We start from the raw sequence: 16390 nt of genomic DNA on the forward strand, positions 1-16390 counted from the left end.
AATTTACAGCTTTATTTTAAAAAGTTGAAAGTTTGACTAACCCCTAGGGTACAGAGGGAGGAATTTTTTCAGTTTTTGGTTTCTGTGATTGTTTTGCTTTTTCTTCTAGTTCTTTTTTAGTAAAGTAATTCAGTAATTCTTTCGCTTTTTTCCCTTCTTCTTTCCCTTCAAAAGCTATGGAAATTCTTTCTAAACTTTCTAAAAAAGCTTGTTTATTTCCCAATTTGGCATCGCTAAATGCAGCTAGTAAGGAAAATTTACCAATCATAACGTCAGACGGAAACTTTTGTAAAGCTTCATTTGCCAATGCTTTTACTTCCTTGTATTTGCCTTCTTCGTATTTTTTGTAAACTTCTTCGTAAAAAGCAGTAGCCTCTGTAGAATTTAATTTGAAAATGTCTATTGAAGGGTTTAAAATGCTTTCTGCATACTTAGTATTTGGAAATTCGGCAATCACTCGGTCGGAATATCTACTTGCCAATTGTGGATTCTTTTCTTTATTGATACGGTAAAGGTTATACAAAGCCTTCACTTTCACTTCATCCTCCTTAGGAGGGGTGGAAACTAAATGATCCAAGGCAAACACCGCAGAAGATACATCATTAAATCTATCGTAGTACATCAACCCTAAAGACAACTCTGCTGTGTCTCTTTGTTGTTTTAAAGCCTCTAAATCTTCTTTGTTTTTGGGCAACTTTTCTAGGTAATAGTCGATTTCAAATCTTCGGGAGTTTTTAGCATCTTTTTTTCCTAGCAATTGTTCTTTCACCTCATCTAAATTCACTGAAGATTTTCTATACATTCTCCAATTGTCCATCAAGGATCTGTCCCCCCAATTTTTTTTAAAATCAGAGATTCCGTTTTGCTTTAAACTATTATTATAAAAATACCACTTATTCCCTGTCGTTGGAGTAGCTGTTACCACTTGGGTAGTTCCCGCTCCCATAAATTCAGTTTCAAAAACCGTAGTATTTTCACTCTCTAATTCCTTTTCCAAAGCGATTCGGTTTTTTTCTTCCTCTTCTTTTAAACGGTCAATGTGTTTTTGAAAGTAATTTCTTTGCTCATCCGGATTCATATTTGCTACAGATAGTATGCTATCGTTTTTCTTTATCAAATAATACTTTTGAATTACCTCTTTTAAAGTTTTATTTTTCACCATTAATTTTCGTTTCATCTCCGGATCCATAATCTTTGCAACGGCACTGTCGTAATAAGCCCCTGCATATACATAGTCGGGTTTTGAAAAATATAAATCTCCCAAAGAGCGATATACCAACCCCCGTATTTGTGGATCACTTTCTTTTTCTTTTAAAGATTGAATGTAAAATTCCTTAGCCTCCTCGTCTCGCTTTTGTTTATGCGCAGCAACCGCCATGGCATAGTACAGCTCGTTTTTTCTAGATTGGTACAATCCCTGACGGGTTAGTTTTTTCAAAAACTTTATTCTTTGCTGGTAATCTGTTGAATCCCCTTTCAATAAACCGGACAAAGCGATCTGTGATTTGATTTCTAATTCAGGAGAAGGTTTTTTCTTGTAAGCCATCTGATAATAATTGATAGCATCTTCCTCCTTGTTTAATTTTTCTGAAAGTTGCCCTTGTATAAAGCTATATCTTCCTTTTGTATACTTCCCTTTATTGAACTTTTTTGCTGTTTCTAAGGAGGTAATGGCTTCCGGGTAACGTTCCTGATTAAGCAAGTACTGTGCGTAGGAATTGTACAAAAGCTTTCGGTCTTGCTTTTTAAGCTTTTCTTTTAACAATTGTGTATATACCTCGTCTGCCTCAAAGGTATTTCCTGCTTGTTCTTGGGCTAAGGCTAAATATATTTTTGCTTCTTTTTCTTGTCTATTTTTCACTAAGGAACCATTCATTATATTTAAATAATTCAAAGCCTCAAAAGGTTCCTGCTTGTAATAATAGGCTCTTGCCAGTAATAAATAAGCCTCTCCCAACATGGAATTGTATTCTTTTCCTTTAATTAGCATAGAATGATTTTCAATGGCATTTTTCCCCTTTTCTATTACTCGGTTTAATCCTTGGGTTTTGGGACTTTCTGTAGTGATATTATTGCCTACACCTAAAATTGAATTAAAGTTTGAGAGTGTATTGTTTTGTTTAGGAATAGAATACATCGTCATTTCTTCTTCCAAAGAACTTTCTTCAAAAGGATCTATAGGGTCTACTTTTATAATTTCCGAAAAATTATCTCTGTAAGCTTCTCTTTTAGACTTTAAATTTTCTTCCAAAGTAACATTCCCATTAAATATGGTGTTGTACCAAGAGGTTATTCTATGATAGGTACGGCTCGTTACTCCTGTTTTTTTGGTAGAACATGAAGTTACTACCGAAGCCATGAAAAGCAAGCAAAAAAATTTTTTCATTTCTATTTAAACTAAAACAAAACTACTTAAAAAAACGAAAATATTCTATATTTGTTGCACATATCCACCAAGGTATTGCTTATCCTTCATATAAGCATATCTTAACTTAAAGATAGCCATGCAGAAATTTATTGTATCCCCAAAATATAAGAGCTTCCAAAAAAATTTTAAACAAATGGTGGAAAACTTTGATTCTTATTCGGAGATTTTGGGAAATCCAGAAAGAAATGTGATTAAAAAAATTCCATTTCAGGAGGGATATATCGCTATCAAAAGTTTTAAAAAACCACACTGGGTAAATAAAATTGCGTATAAATACCTGCGAAAATCTAAGGCTAGACGTTCTTACGAACACGGATTGCAATTGTTGCAATTAGGAATTTTAAATCCTGAGCCTATGGCTTATATTGAAAATTCTGATTTCTTTGGAATCACTTCCAGCTACTACATTTGCCAATACACTCCTTACGATTTTACGATCCGTGAAATCTACGATCAACCCGATGCTTTTTTAGCCGTACAAGCCTACGCTAGATTTTCTGCTTATGTACATAGCAAAGGGGTATACATCAAGGACAACACCCCGGGGAATACTCTTGTTCAAAGAAATAACCAAGAATATAATATGTACTTGGTGGATTTAAACCGTATGGAATTTCATGAGAATTTATCTTTTGAAGTAAAGATGAAAAGCCTATCCAACAATATTAAAGAACAACCTTTTTTAGATATTTTTATGGAAGAATATTCCAAAGTATCCGGCTATCCTTTGTCTGAAGTTCGTGAAAGGATGTTCCATTACCAGCAAATATTCAATCGTAAAATTGAGTCTAAAGCTCGTTTAAAAAAGAGATTAAAGAAACTGATGGGAAAAAAAATATAAATCCTTCTTCAACTTATTTTTTCTGAAATTCATTCTTATATAAAGAGGTTTAGGCTATTAAATTCTCTCCTATGGTTAAAATGCACTTTTTTTCTTATAAGGATATTGAACCGTTGCGCATCCCATTTCTTTAGAACATATCCCCTATCACTAGTTTATAACTATTGATGTATTGAATAACAATTACAACACCGAAATTACTTTTCAAAATTTAATTCCCTTGTTCTTACTTTTGAAAGAATGGTTTAATTTTTATTTTTAAATCTTTCTTATTTTTTATTACATTTGTTTATAATTAATCTTAAATTTTTAATTAAAAAATATAATAATGAGCATACTTGACCCCAATTTAAACAAAGGAGCCAATTTATCTAAACCTAACCTTTCTTCCAAAAATATAGTTGAAAGCGCCGCAGATGTAAGTGGACTCAACAATAAATTATCTAATTTAGAAGATCAACTTGCCGATAAACTCACCGAACTCACCGCTCCTGCGCAAGAAACCATAGATAAAGCTAAAAAAGCTACAGAAACAGCAAAAGAAATCACCCATCAAGCCCAAGAAATAAAAAAAATCATTCCAGGAGATTTAACCAGCCTGCCCAACGGACTCATTACTCCGGAGCAGTTTGCTGAGTTTAAAGGAGTAAATTCACTGATAGCCACTTACGGCGGAGACCCCGAAACCAACCTAGCTAATTCCCATATTGTTTACAGCAAAATAACCATAGGTAGAGAACGCGTACTTGCCGACAGCCACTTTGTGGTTGAAATTGAACAAAAGGCTACCGAGCATGATACCTTTACCATTAAATGCTCTGCCGAAGCCATTGACGGCCCCAATGCCTATCCCTTAGAAAAAGCTCGCAGTTTTCTTGGTAAAAGAACTACTATACAATTTATCCAGTACGGAGCTCCTGCACAAGTATACACGGGCATAATTACTCATATAAAAAACAAACGAGAGAACGGAGAATCCCAACTCATCCTTACCGGAAAATCGCCTACTATATTGCTGGAAAATGGATTGGACAGCCAAAGCTTTGAAAACGCAGACCTGGAAAACATCATACGAAAAGCCACGGCTGAATACCCTCAAGACCTAGTCCAATGGAAGATCCAACCTCTACAGAAAGAAAAAATACCTTACACCGTACAATACCGAGAATCCGACTGGAACTTTATCAAACGCTTAGCCACTCGCTACGGAGAATGGCTGTACTACGACGGGCAACAAATCGTCTTCGGTCCTTACGCGGGAAAAACCTGGGAGCTTGTAGAAGAGCAAGACGTTTACGACTGTAGCCTGAAAATGGAACTAGTCCCCCAAAAATTTAACTATATTTCCTACGATCCTAAACAAGCCCAAGCGCATAACGTAGACTCAGAATCAGTTTCCCTTAGCAGACGTCTGGTTAACCCTTTCCAACAATACGCCATACAAGCCTCAGAAACCATCTATTCCAAAGTACCTACCTCCTTAACCACAGCCTGATGGAAGGGGGCGAATACGAACTTAAACAAGCCGTAAAAAGACAAAAACAAAAAAGACAAAATGTCTTTTTTATGGAAGCCAAAACCAATAATCCTAACCTGAAAGTAGGGGACAATGTAAAACTTAAAGCTTGGATGCCGGGACATCCTATCTTTAAAAATGGAGAAGTTCCTTTAGAAACCTACCGCATTATAGAAATCTATCACTTCCAAGACGTAACCGAGGCTTATTACAACCAAATCGTAGCCATCCCGAAAGACAACGAAGTTCCTCCTTATATGGATGAAGATGCTTTCCCTGTCTGTGAAGAACATTCGGCTACTGTTATCGACAACAACGACCCTGAGGGCATGAGTCGTATACGAGTGCAGTTTCCTTGGCAAAAAGCCTTTGGAGGACAAAGCCCTTGGATCCGATCCATCACCCCCTATGCAGGAGAGGGCAAAGGGATGCATGTAATACCCGAAATCGGCGAAGAAGTGATTGTAAGCTTTGAAAATGGAAATGCAGAAAAGCCGGTAAGCCTAGGCGCTATGTTTAACGGAAAAGGAAAATCCGGACACGGGGGTGCCGGGAATTTTATCAAAGGTTTACAAACTGCCAGCGGGAATAAATTATTAATGAACGATCAGGCAGGTTCAGTAATATTAGAAGATCATGGACAAACTAGTATGAATTTTGATGGGGCCGGAAATTCTTCCTTAGGTACTTCTGCCAGCCATACGATTACGGTAGGGGCTACCAAAGAATCTCCGGATGGGCAGGCGAAATTTTCCATGACTAACACAGGAGAAATAACTTTAAACGGTACCAAGAGTTTAAAAATAAATGTAGGTGCTAGTACTTTTGAAATGTTCTCAGATGGCACTATTCATATAAATGGTAATAAAATAACAGCCACGGGGGTAGAAACCAAAGTCATAGGATCTGAATTAACTGAAGTAGGAAAACCAGGAGCAGATCCGGGAATTAAAATTGATAAAAATGTAAATATCCAAGGGGAAGAAGTTGATATAAATTAGATACAATGAGCGAAGAATATAAACTTCATTGGGTAGAAGGCGAGGAAAAGCTTTCTGCAATTGCCCAAAAATATAATATAAGCATAGAGGAATTAAAGAAAGCCAATCCTGAAATGCGAACTTTCTACAGCGGTTTCTTTGGAGGAGCAGAATATGCTTCGGCGATGCAAAAAATAAGGATTCCCGTTGTAGAGGAAATAGTTATAAAACCTACAGTACCTACAATGCCATCCTACCATTTTGAACCTCTGGCTAGGTATAGGTGCGAACAGCTAAACATTTCAAGAATAAAACAAGAAATTATAACCTTTTCTGCCCATATAAATACAGAATATCTTTTTTCTGCAGACAAAGAAGACAAAAAAATTTTACAAATTCTTCTTGAAGATTATCAGCTATCCGTAGAACCCATCCATTTTAAAGGAGCTTTTGAATTTGCAAAGAAAATTGAAGAGCTAAAGAAAAAAATTTCTTTTTCCCAGAACAATAAAGGAGAAATAAGAGAAATCTTAAACTTAGGGGAATTAAGACAAGAATGGGACAACTTTAAAAATAAGGTTTTGCCTACTGATGCTCTTTATCAAAGTTTAAAAGAACAAACCCCGAAACAGGCACAAGATGTAATAGATACGGGAAATAAAGAATTTTCATCCTCCCAGCTTTTAGGTAGCACATTAGGGAAAAATTTATTTTTCCATATTTTACTCCGTGCCAATGTAGGAGATGAATTGAAGGATTATACTCTTAAACAGTTTTCTCAGCTCTTTCCTAATTTAGAACTTACTATCCCTGTTGTAAAATCTAAAGTAAAAGAAGATAATTTTACAACTACCTACCGTTTGGTAGGTACCTTGGATCGTACCCATATATTAGAGGAAGAACTGGAAAAAATGTACAACGAATGGTACAAACCTCTTATTAAATATAGTTACACGGAGTTTTCTTATGTATACCGAATCACTTATACTATTGAAAATAAAAATAACCATTTGCTAGAGGCAAAAGCAGCTTTATGTGAAAAAATAAAAAATAATTTTGAAGCTATGACTGAATTTACAATTAAACAGGTAGAACTATGAAAAAAGTAATTATAAAAGCGGTAAAATTAAAAGTTGTTTTTCTTTGGCTTATACTAATTCTCCCGATAACCTATGGTATATATATTATTGCTGGATGGTTGAAACAAACGGTAAATCAAACTTATTTTATAATTTTTTCTTTAACTACATTTTTAATTCTCGCTTATTCATTGTTAAGAAAACAAATGATAGAAGTTACTTTTTCTTTTAAAGATAATGAAATTGAAATTATAGAAGAAAAAATGATCTCAAAAAATAAGAGAACATATAGCATCTATTACCCTACCATAAAAAATTATAATTTATATCATTTAATTTTAAAAAAAATGGGATATATAGTAAGAATAGAAGCTGATAAAAATTATTTATATGTTGTCGATTGGATTAGTTGGAATAAAGATCATATAATAAAACAAGATGATTATTTAAAGCTAACTAATAATTTTAATAAGAAAAATATTAATAGAGGTAAAATATTAATAGATTATTTTATATTATTTTTATTTTATGTGCCTTTAATTATTATATTTTTATCAATTATTGTAGTAGTTATTTCTTTATATCTGTATAATAAATAATTAAATTTTATCTTAAATTATTATTATTTTTATTATTTATACACTTTAAGGATAATAAAGCTTAAAATTTTGATTAATATTTATAATTAAAAACAGATATTTTGAATAAAAAAATACAATTAAGAACTATAAACAGCAAAGTGTTTTTTATCGGTTTCATATTTGTAGCTATGGTTTTTGGGATATTTTCATATTTAATATCTGAATATATTCATAATACCACATATATAACTGGTGCTGTAATAGGTTTATGTTATTTGGTGGGTGGTATTTATGCTATTATCGTAGAGAAAAGCACAAAACTAATAACCTTTGAATTTACTGAAAATTCTTTAAATATTTATAAAGAAGATAAGCAAAAGCTATCTTTCCCCTATTCCAATATAAAAAATTACAACTTATATTATGTAAGCTTTAAAAAAAGAGAGTATTTAATTAGATTTCAAGCAGATAAGAATTATTTCTATTGGGTTTGTCCTAAAAATTTCTTTAAGAAACAGACCACTGATGATGATGATCATATAAAAATATACAAATTTTTGAATCTTTCACCTCTATATAAAAAGAAAATTTTTTGGGATAAGATAATATTACTTTGGAAACCTTTATTTTGGAGTTTACTAATATTATCACTTTTATGCTTATTAACTTTTTTTATTTGGCTTATTTTCTTTCTTTAAAAATTTAACATGATGAACAAAAAAATACAATTGCGTGTACTTGATAATAAGGTATATTTAATATCTATACCTATAATTTTTTTAGCTATTATTCTAATGGCTAAATTAGCTGAAAATATCCAAAATACATCTAATCAAACCATGTTCATTATATGTTTTGGATCTATAATTACCGGGGCTGGTTATTTTTGGATAAAAAGAATGGCAAAACTATTTACTTTCACTTTTTCCTCGGACTCATTAATTATAAATAGTGAAGAAGATAAAGTTTACTATATCCCTTACAATCAAATAAAGAATTATAATATTTACTATTTGGTTATAAAGAAAATGGGATTTATGATAAGAATCAAATCTAATAAAAATCATTATTATTGGATATGCCCTAAAAATTTTGATAATAGACAAAATTCAGATGATCAAGACTTTATCAAGATATATAAATATTTTAATATGTTACTTCTCAATAAAAAAGAAACTTATCAAGATACATTTTTAAAATTTTAGGCTATTTCCCTTGGATCATTGCCATCCTTTCGATTTTAATACTTCTCGGCATTTTTATCTGGTTAATTTTCTTTCTTTAAAAATTTAATATGATGAATAAAAAAATACAATTAAGGACTATAAATTTTAAAATATTTATTATATCAATAGTAGTGTTAATTTTTTCACTCACACTTGTGATGAATATCTCCAGCAGATTCAATTATGATCGAATATATTTTATTATATTTTCACTTATCGTTATAGTTGGATCTCTTATTGCACTTGAACAGAAATCAACTAAGTTTTTTAATTTAATTTTTAAAGAAAATCAATTATTAATTGATGGAAAAGAAAACAAAATTTTTTTATATTCAGATATTTTAAATTTTAATCTGTTTCCCTTATTTCCTAAGAAAAAGTTAGGTTATGTACTACGTATAAATCATAAAAAAGATAATTTTTATTTTTGGATTACTACAAATAATAAGAATATGAAATGGAGTGGGGATGATTACTCTAACATTGCACTTCTTAAAAATTCCTTCATACAAAAAGTCACAAAAAAACAAATATTCTTAGATTATATTATTTATAGTATAGCTTTAATTCCTTTTCTACTAATATTATCTGCTTTTTTGTTTGTCCTTATAATTTTATTTTCATTATTAACGGGAAATACAGGTTGGTTTCAACATTTAGAATTTATAAGTAATTACTTAAATTATTAGAATATGGGCACTTCTTATTTATCCAAAGATGAGGTTTTTTCAGTTTGCACTTACCAACTAGGGACCAACCCTAAAAAATTCTCGCATTCGCGTGATAAACCGAGCGTTTTTCACGGCAAAAGCAGTGGAGAAAAAGTTCTTTTAACCATTCAAGATCGAAATTTAAATGAGGCTTTTACCTGTAAATCTCCTTGGGCGTTGGCTAGTTCATTTTTAGCATTTGCTGCTGGATTAGCCTTAGTTGCAAGTGGACCTATAGGTTGGATTGCAGTTGGAGTAACAGCTACTATTGGAGTATGTTATTTAGTAAAAGCAGCTAGTCATAAATGCACAGACCCTTTAGGGGGCGGAAAATGGTTTTTGGTACATGGAAGCGTTCGCTTTAACGGTTATACGGCAGTTACCCGTTCTTCCATTTTAAAATGTGGAAACGGTGGGGTTCTAACCCCTTTTTTTAGCGAAGCCACTGCTAAAAAAGCCGCAGAAGCTATTGCTTCCAACAACCGCTGGGAACTGGGGTTGAATACCGCAGCCTCCTTTGGTGCCGGGTTTTTCCTTCCCTCAGCCTTTGCCTCCGTAGGCTCTGCAACCACCTTGGGTGGTAAATTTATGGCAGGAAGTATTATTACAGGGAAATTTGCAGCCGGATTTGTTGCCTTTAGTGCTATTTTTTATGCAGAAAGAGCAGGTATAAGAACATGGAACGAAAACATTGGCGATTTAAAAGACAATGCTACCTACGATGCCATGAACAATTACAAAGAAACCCAAGTAGTGAATGGAAAAGAACAGGAGACAAATATCGATAAAAATACTTTTTGGCCCTCCGTAGAAAAACCGGACGATGTAACACAAGATGTTTCGGACATAGCCAAGGTGGGCGTAGATGCAAACGGAAAATACAACATTATTTATTTAGAAAATTTAATTCAAGGAACCAAAAATTTACCTCACACTTTAAAAGACGCTGAACTAAACATAAAATTGGCTAAGCACAAAGGAAAGTCCAGACCGGTGTTGAATAGAGACCCGGAGGCACAAAAATTATTGGAAGAACTGAATAATGGCAAATATTCCAAACAAGTAAGAGACATGGAAAATTATAATCCACGAAGAATAAATCCTACTATGGTAAAAGATGGAGCAGAAGCAACCAAAACTCGTTTAACAACAACTGCCCAAGGAGTTTTATTTGTAATGCCCTTTATTTCCACGCTATTTTCTGAAGCCTCTCGTTCTGATTTGGCAAGAGCAGCCGCAAAAGATTTAAAAGTAGCCGGAACCCATATTGTTGCCAATACGCCCATTGATTAATTCCTTCAATTGTTGGAATATTTATATGAAATACAAAAATATATCTGCGCTTTTCATTTCATGAAATATTCAAAATATGAAAAAAGTAAATACTGCCAATATAACTTGGGATCTATAAGGGAGAAAATAAAATTTAGATCAACTAAATACTAGTTGGAAACTATTGGTTAATCATTCGTAATCTTCGATGAAAGAATTTAAAAATTTAGGAGTGGGTTTATGAAATGCATGAACAATCAATAATAGACAGATTTGCTTTTTTTGCTAAAATTTGTACACAATACAGGTTGTTTTCTACTACCAAAAACTCAGCCTAAGTTTACAAACTTAGGCTGGGAATATTTCTTTGAATTGGTAGAAAGAAAAAAAATTAATTTTTCTTCTTGGCTTTCTTTTTATCCTTTTTCTTATCTTTTAAGGTAGGCTCAACCTTGGGTTTGTCGTCCTTTTTATCCTCTTTCTTCTTTTCTTCCTCTTGGAGTAAAAGCTTTGCTTTTTCTAAATTCTCTTTATCTTCTTGGGTTAAAGTAGGATATTGTACGTTTAATTCTCTCATTTTATCGCAAATAATCTGGCTAACCACATACCTCATAAACCATTTATTATCCGCCGGAATTACATACCATGGAGCTACCTCCGTGGAAGTTTCGGTTAAAAGGTCTGAATACACTTTCATATAATCGTCCCAGTAAGCCCTTTCTTTTAAATCAGAAATTGAAAATTTCCAATTTTTAGTTTCATCTTCCAAACGAGACAGAAATCTATTTTTTTGTTCATCTTTAGAAACGTTAAGGAAAAATTTAAGAATAAGCGTTCCGTTATCCACCAAATAATTTTCAAAATCGTTGATGTGTTTATAACGACGGTTCCAAAAATCTTCATTCACATCTTTCAGAGATTGTATATGTGGCAATTTACTTCCCAATAAAATAGAAGGATGAACCTTGGTAATTAATACATCTTCATAATGCGAGCGATTAAAAATACCCATCCTACCCTTTTCAGGAATGGCTTTATGAATTCTCCAAAGAAAATCATGATCCAATTCCTCTTGCGATGGTTGTTTAAAGGAAAATACCTGGCAACCTTGCGGGTTAATCCCCGACATTACGTGCTTAATAGTTCCGTCTTTACCGGCAGCATCCATGGCTTGAAAAATTAAAAGCACAGAATGCTGGTCTTGTGCATACAAACGATCTTGCAATTTTCTCATCTCAAGAATATTATTCTGCAATAAAGTTTCCGCTTCTTCTTTGGTTATATCTGCTGTATAATTAGAACTAAAATCTGCAACCTTATGTTTCTCTTTGGGTTTAGCTAAAAATTTATTTAATACTTTTTTTTCCATCCTTTCAATACAATTATAAGTGTTATACATACTAAAAGACAAACCCAAAAAATGGAAACCTTTACTTTTTTAACTTTAACAACCTAAAACCAAAGGATCATTTTATTGAGAAGCTTAGTTGTATTTTATCTAAATATAATAAAAATTTGTTTTTAGATAAAACTATATATATTTAAGCCTTAGTTTATAGCTCTAATTTTTAGAGCTAAATTACTTTTGCGAGACCTATTTTTTTAATTTATAAAAAATCCCGGCATTGAGGTAAAAATTCATGTCTTGGTACAAGTCAGCAAAATTTCGGCTGGAATTGGTTTCACGAAAAACTCCTTTGTAAGGTTGAGAAATTCCACCCTGTATTTGAAACCCAAAATTCTCATTCAAATTTTGTTCGTATTTTACATCCAATTTAACCTCTACTTTATTAAAAACATAGACCTGCTTAAACCCTTTTTGGTCTGGATAAATAAAGGAAGCAGAAGGATCTAACCAAAAACCGGCAGAAAACCTACTTTTTTCATTAATCATTCGCCTTAAATACAAAGATTTAGGCAGAACAGCATCTATATACCAAGGACCGTCCTTTATTTTATGTTGATAAATAAGGGTAGGCATTAGGGGTAACAAGCGAGAATGTGAAGTGGTAAAATAAGCCCCTAAGGCAAAATACGTTTTATCACTTTTATAAAGCGGAAGGGTCGCCGTAAAACTAGCAATTGTTCTTTCATAACCTTGGTTGGAACCATCCACCAACAAATTGGCATTTAAAACCACTAATTTATTCATGATTTTTGCATAATAAATTCCAGTTAGGTTTCCTGAAAAATAATGCGTTTCTTCTTTAGAATTAAGATTGAAAAATGATGGATTTGTTTTATCATTTTCAACCTCTGTAAAATGGTAAGTTTGGTACTTATAAGAACCTCCTGCTAATATTTCAAATTTTCCTGGTTTTTTGTACACAGGCACCAAAAAATTTATCCTCATTTTCTCCTCATGCAACTTCCCCGTTTCTATTTTAGAACCTTCTTGTTTTATTCTATAATCTGAAGAAGTACTAGGACTATAAGCAATATCTACAAATTTGGTATAAGGAAAATCCTTAAATATGGATTCTGACCTAACATTACCAAAAGTATTTTGACCTTTAACACAATTTATCGTTGAACAATAAAAACTCAGAATAATTAGTAGTTTTGAAGTATATTTCATTAAATTTTAAAGAAAAATTATTTTTATCAAGATTTTTTAAAAAATCCTGCAAATATACTGAAAATATTAGGTTCTATAAACAATAAAAATTAACTTTTTATAAACGATAAAAATTAAAAATTATTTTATTAATTTTGCTAAGTGTTATTTTATCTCTTTATTGCATGAAAAAAAATTTATTTTTTACTTTACTATATAGTCTTTTGTTAATCTCTTTACCTGCACAAGCAGAAACTATTGAGAATGACACCCCTGTTATTGAACAGCAGTCTAGCACCAAGTCAAAATTATACCCTAATCCTGCTCGCGATTACATTCAAATTAAAAATTCTTCTAGCTTACCAATTAAAAATATATCCATCCTTTCCATGGTGGGCAGTTCTATGCTTAATAAAGATCTGGGAAACCAGCTGGAAGAACAACCCATAAACGTTTCTAGATTGCCTAGTGGTAGATACTTTGTTAAAATTTCTTACCATAATGGAAGTCAAGAAATTTTAAATTTAATTAAGATATAATTGTTTCATTTATCGCCTACATCCCCCCTCTTTCCTTTGGCATATTAATTGAATTTTACTATCTGCTAAGCTGGTCAACTGTTATCTATTCTGCTTGTTTTCAAGTAATTAACAATATAGCTTAGTACTCACATGGTCTTCTTATTAAAAATAGAAGAAAATTTGTCCTATAATTTAAAAAAAAAACATGATTAATTTAGACATATTGTCACTTAACCAAGCCATACAAGGTGAAAATGAGATTATACCTCTACTCACCCAAGACGAGGAAGATAAAATGATGAATGAGGAGTTTCCAACCGTATTGCCTTTACTAACGGTTAGGAATGTAGTTTTGTTTCCTGGGGTTGTAGTTCCTATCACTGCAGGTAGAAGTAAATCTAAATCCTTATTGCTTGAAGCACAGAAAAAAGATAAAATCATTGCTGTAATTACACAAAAGGATACTAATATTGATGAACCCGGAATAAACGATTTGTATAAAGTAGGTACCATTGGAAAAATTATTAAACTACTTAAAATGCCTGACGGCAGTTCCATGGCTATTTTACAAGGGATGCGTAAGTTTTCATTAAATTCAATTGTTCAAGAAGAACCTTATTTTAAAGCAGAAATTTCTCTTTTAAATGATAAGAAAGTAAGCCAAAAAAATTCAGAACATTTTAATGTTCTTGTTGAAAGCTTAAGAGAAACTGCCATAAAAACAATTCATGAAAATCCGGCTATTCCTTCTGAGGCTTCTTTTGCTTTAAAAAATATTGAAGGTACAACTCTTCTGATTAATTTTATTGCTTCAAATTTAAATTTGTCTGTAAAAGAGAAACAAGAATTATTGGAGATCAATAACCTAGAATCCAGAGCCTCAGAAACTTTAAAACACTTAAATCTTGAATTGCAAAAAATTACTTTAAAAAATTCCATACAGGATAAAGTTAATTCAGATTTAAATAAACAGCAAAGAGACTATTTCTTACAACAACAAATAAAAACCATACAGGAGGAATTAGGGGGCGTTTCCCATGAAGAGGAAGCAGAAGAAATGAGAAAAAAAGCTTCCAAAAAGAAATGGAGCAAAGAAGTCAATGAACATTTTGAAAAAGAATTGAACCGTTTAGTTCGAATGAATCCTCAAACCCCTGATTATGGAGTACAAAGAAATTATTTAGAACTAATGCTAGAGCTTCCATGGGAGCACTTTTCCAAGGATAACTTTGACATTGTACACGCAGAAAAGATTTTAAATCGAGATCATTTTGGATTGACGGATGTAAAGGAGAGAATTTTAGAATATTTAGCGGTTTTAAAACTAAAAGGAGATATGAAATCTCCAATCATTTGCCTTTATGGACCTCCGGGTGTTGGTAAAACATCTTTGGGAAAATCAGTAGCCTCTGCGCTGGGTCGTAAATATATACGTATTGCTTTGGGGGGATTGCATGACGAATCTGAAATACGTGGGCATAGAAAAACCTATATAGGAGCAATGCCGGGTAGAATTATTCAGTCCATCAAGAAAGCAGGAACTTCTAATCCTGTTATTGTTCTTGACGAAATTGATAAAATTGGTACAAGCGGACATGGAGACCCCTCCTCTTCTCTTCTAGAAGTTTTAGATCCGGAACAAAACAATAAGTTTCATGACAATTTCTTAGATATTGATTATGATTTATCAAAAGTTCTATTTATTGCTACCGCTAATAATTTAGCAACTATACAACCGGCTTTATTAGATCGAATGGAAATTATTGATCTATCCGGATATACCATTGAAGAAAAAATTGAAATTTCTGCAAAATATTTATTGCCTAAGCAAATTTCTGAACATGGATTAGCTAAAAAAGATCTAACCATTGGAAAAAAAGAGCTGGAGTTTATTATTCAAGCCTATACTAGAGAATCTGGGGTAAGAAACTTAGAAAGAAAAATTGCAAAAATTGTTCGACACATTGCATTATTAATTACTAGAGAAACTGAGTATACCAAAAAAATTAATAAGGCTAAGATTGAAGAAATATTAGGGCCTCCTATGATGCCAGAAGAATCTGAAGAAAACAAAGTTCCTGGTGTGGTAACCGGGCTAGCATGGACACAAGTAGGGGGAGATATTCTTTTTATTGAAAGTATATTATCCAAAGGCAAAGGAACTCTTAGCATGACCGGAAATCTGGGTAATGTTATGAAAGAATCAGCCACTATTGCCTTAGAATATATAAAAGCCCACAGCAAAGATTTAGGCATTGATACAGATACCATTGAAAATAATAACGTACATATTCACGTTCCTGAAGGAGCTACCCCTAAAGATGGACCTTCGGCTGGAATTGCCATGTTAACCTCTTTAGTCTCCTCATTTACACATAAAAAAGTAAAATCCAAATGGGCCATGACCGGTGAAATTACTTTAAGGGGGAAAGTTCTGCCTGTAGGAGGAATTAAAGAAAAAATTCTAGCAGCAAAACGCGCCGGTATCACCGATGTTATTCTTTGTAAAGAGAATAGAAAAGATGTTGAAAAAATAAATCCGGAATATATAAAAGGATTGAATGTACACTACGTTAGTGAAATGTCTGAAGTTTTAAACTTAGCTTTAGAAGTTTAAAATTTACAAAGGTTTAATTAACTTACAAAAGATTCAAATTCTTAAACGAATTTGAATCTTTT

General features: G+C 32.5%; 13 protein-coding genes. 10 read left to right on the plus strand and 3 right to left on the minus strand.

The features are described from left to right. Positions 1 to 43: 43 nt before the first annotated feature. Positions 44 to 2386, minus strand: coding sequence for a type IX secretion system periplasmic lipoprotein PorW/SprE (gene porW / locus ETU08_RS02435; RefSeq protein WP_146261423.1), 2343 nt, complete (start codon positions 2384 to 2386; stop codon positions 44 to 46). Positions 2387 to 2504: 118 nt separating this feature from the next. On the opposite strand from porW, the gene ETU08_RS02440 reads away from it, so the two are divergent. The 8 genes from ETU08_RS02440 (at position 2505) to ETU08_RS02480 (ending at position 10654) form a co-directional block, all read left to right on the plus strand. Next, the gene (locus ETU08_RS02440) at positions 2505 to 3269 is read left to right on the plus strand and encodes a Kdo domain containing protein (RefSeq protein ID WP_185145261.1); all 765 of its coding nucleotides are present in this window, start codon (positions 2505 to 2507) and stop codon (positions 3267 to 3269) included. Positions 3270 to 3597: 328 nt separating this feature from the next. After that, positions 3598 to 4764, plus strand: a complete 1167-nt coding sequence (locus tag ETU08_RS02445; RefSeq protein WP_146261425.1) for a phage late control D family protein — start codon at positions 3598 to 3600, stop codon at positions 4762 to 4764. Next, positions 4764 to 5786: a phage baseplate assembly protein V gene (locus ETU08_RS02450; protein ID WP_146261426.1), complete on the plus strand. Its 1023-nt coding sequence runs from the start codon at positions 4764 to 4766 to the stop codon at positions 5784 to 5786. The genes ETU08_RS02445 and ETU08_RS02450 overlap by 1 nt, the downstream gene beginning before the upstream one ends. Before the next feature lie 5 nt (positions 5787 to 5791). After that, the gene (locus ETU08_RS02455; RefSeq protein WP_146261427.1) at positions 5792 to 6865 is read left to right on the plus strand and encodes a LysM peptidoglycan-binding domain-containing protein; all 1074 of its coding nucleotides are present in this window, start codon (positions 5792 to 5794) and stop codon (positions 6863 to 6865) included. Beyond that, complete coding sequence (locus ETU08_RS02460) at positions 6862 to 7443, plus strand: hypothetical protein (RefSeq protein ID WP_146261428.1); 582 nt, start codon at positions 6862 to 6864, stop codon at positions 7441 to 7443. Before ETU08_RS02455 ends, ETU08_RS02460 begins: the two co-directional genes overlap by 4 nt. Before the next feature lie 101 nt (positions 7444 to 7544). Further along, a complete protein-coding gene (locus ETU08_RS02465; RefSeq protein ID WP_146261429.1) occupies positions 7545 to 8123 on the plus strand; it encodes a DUF3119 family protein in 579 nt (192 codons plus the stop codon). A gap of 9 nt (positions 8124 to 8132) precedes the next feature. Continuing rightward, positions 8133 to 8630, plus strand: coding sequence for a hypothetical protein (locus ETU08_RS02470; protein ID WP_146261430.1), 498 nt, complete (start codon positions 8133 to 8135; stop codon positions 8628 to 8630). 713 nt (positions 8631 to 9343) lie between these two features. Then, a complete protein-coding gene (locus tag ETU08_RS02480; protein WP_146261432.1) occupies positions 9344 to 10654 on the plus strand; it encodes a hypothetical protein in 1311 nt (436 codons plus the stop codon). Between the two features lie 370 nt (positions 10655 to 11024). On the opposite strand, the gene ETU08_RS02485 is transcribed toward ETU08_RS02480, so the two are convergent. Continuing rightward, positions 11025 to 12002, minus strand: coding sequence for a polyphosphate kinase 2 family protein (locus ETU08_RS02485; RefSeq protein WP_146261433.1), 978 nt, complete (start codon positions 12000 to 12002; stop codon positions 11025 to 11027). 225 nt (positions 12003 to 12227) lie between these two features. Continuing rightward, complete coding sequence (locus tag ETU08_RS02490; protein WP_146261434.1) at positions 12228 to 13211, minus strand: hypothetical protein; 984 nt, start codon at positions 13209 to 13211, stop codon at positions 12228 to 12230. 164 nt (positions 13212 to 13375) lie between these two features. Between ETU08_RS02490 and ETU08_RS02495 the strand changes: the two genes are divergently transcribed. Beyond that, on the plus strand, positions 13376 to 13729 hold the full coding sequence (locus ETU08_RS02495; protein ID WP_146261435.1) for a T9SS type A sorting domain-containing protein: 354 nt from the start codon (positions 13376 to 13378) through the stop codon (positions 13727 to 13729). Positions 13730 to 13916: 187 nt separating this feature from the next. Further along, on the plus strand, positions 13917 to 16328 hold the full coding sequence (lon, locus tag ETU08_RS02500; RefSeq protein ID WP_146261436.1) for an endopeptidase La: 2412 nt from the start codon (positions 13917 to 13919) through the stop codon (positions 16326 to 16328). The last annotated feature ends 62 nt before the right edge of the window (positions 16329 to 16390 follow it).

The sequence above is a fragment of the Apibacter muscae genome, assembly GCF_007845635.1.
GTDB lineage: Bacteria > Bacteroidota > Bacteroidia > Flavobacteriales > Weeksellaceae > Apibacter > Apibacter muscae.

Excerpts from the sequence above, each read along its gene's own strand:
- ETU08_RS02455 (WP_146261427.1), top strand. The coding sequence starts at position 5,792 with ATGAGCGAAGAATATAAACTTCATTGGGTAGAAGGCGAGGAAAAGCTT.
- ETU08_RS02495 (WP_146261435.1), top strand. The coding sequence starts at position 13,376 with ATGAAAAAAAATTTATTTTTTACTTTACTATATAGTCTTTTGTTAATC.
- porW (WP_146261423.1), bottom strand. The coding sequence starts at position 2,386 with ATGAAAAAATTTTTTTGCTTGCTTTTCATGGCTTCGGTAGTAACTTCA.
- ETU08_RS02460 (WP_146261428.1), top strand. The coding sequence starts at position 6,862 with ATGAAAAAAGTAATTATAAAAGCGGTAAAATTAAAAGTTGTTTTTCTT.
- ETU08_RS02485 (WP_146261433.1), bottom strand. The coding sequence starts at position 12,002 with ATGGAAAAAAAAGTATTAAATAAATTTTTAGCTAAACCCAAAGAGAAA.
- ETU08_RS02450 (WP_146261426.1), top strand. The coding sequence starts at position 4,764 with ATGGAAGGGGGCGAATACGAACTTAAACAAGCCGTAAAAAGACAAAAA.
- ETU08_RS02440 (WP_185145261.1), top strand. The coding sequence starts at position 2,505 with ATGCAGAAATTTATTGTATCCCCAAAATATAAGAGCTTCCAAAAAAAT.
- ETU08_RS02445 (WP_146261425.1), top strand. The coding sequence starts at position 3,598 with ATGAGCATACTTGACCCCAATTTAAACAAAGGAGCCAATTTATCTAAA.
- lon (WP_146261436.1), top strand. The coding sequence starts at position 13,917 with ATGATTAATTTAGACATATTGTCACTTAACCAAGCCATACAAGGTGAA.
- ETU08_RS02470 (WP_146261430.1), top strand. The coding sequence starts at position 8,133 with ATGATGAACAAAAAAATACAATTGCGTGTACTTGATAATAAGGTATAT.
- ETU08_RS02490 (WP_146261434.1), bottom strand. The coding sequence starts at position 13,211 with ATGAAATATACTTCAAAACTACTAATTATTCTGAGTTTTTATTGTTCA.
- ETU08_RS02480 (WP_146261432.1), top strand. The coding sequence starts at position 9,344 with ATGGGCACTTCTTATTTATCCAAAGATGAGGTTTTTTCAGTTTGCACT.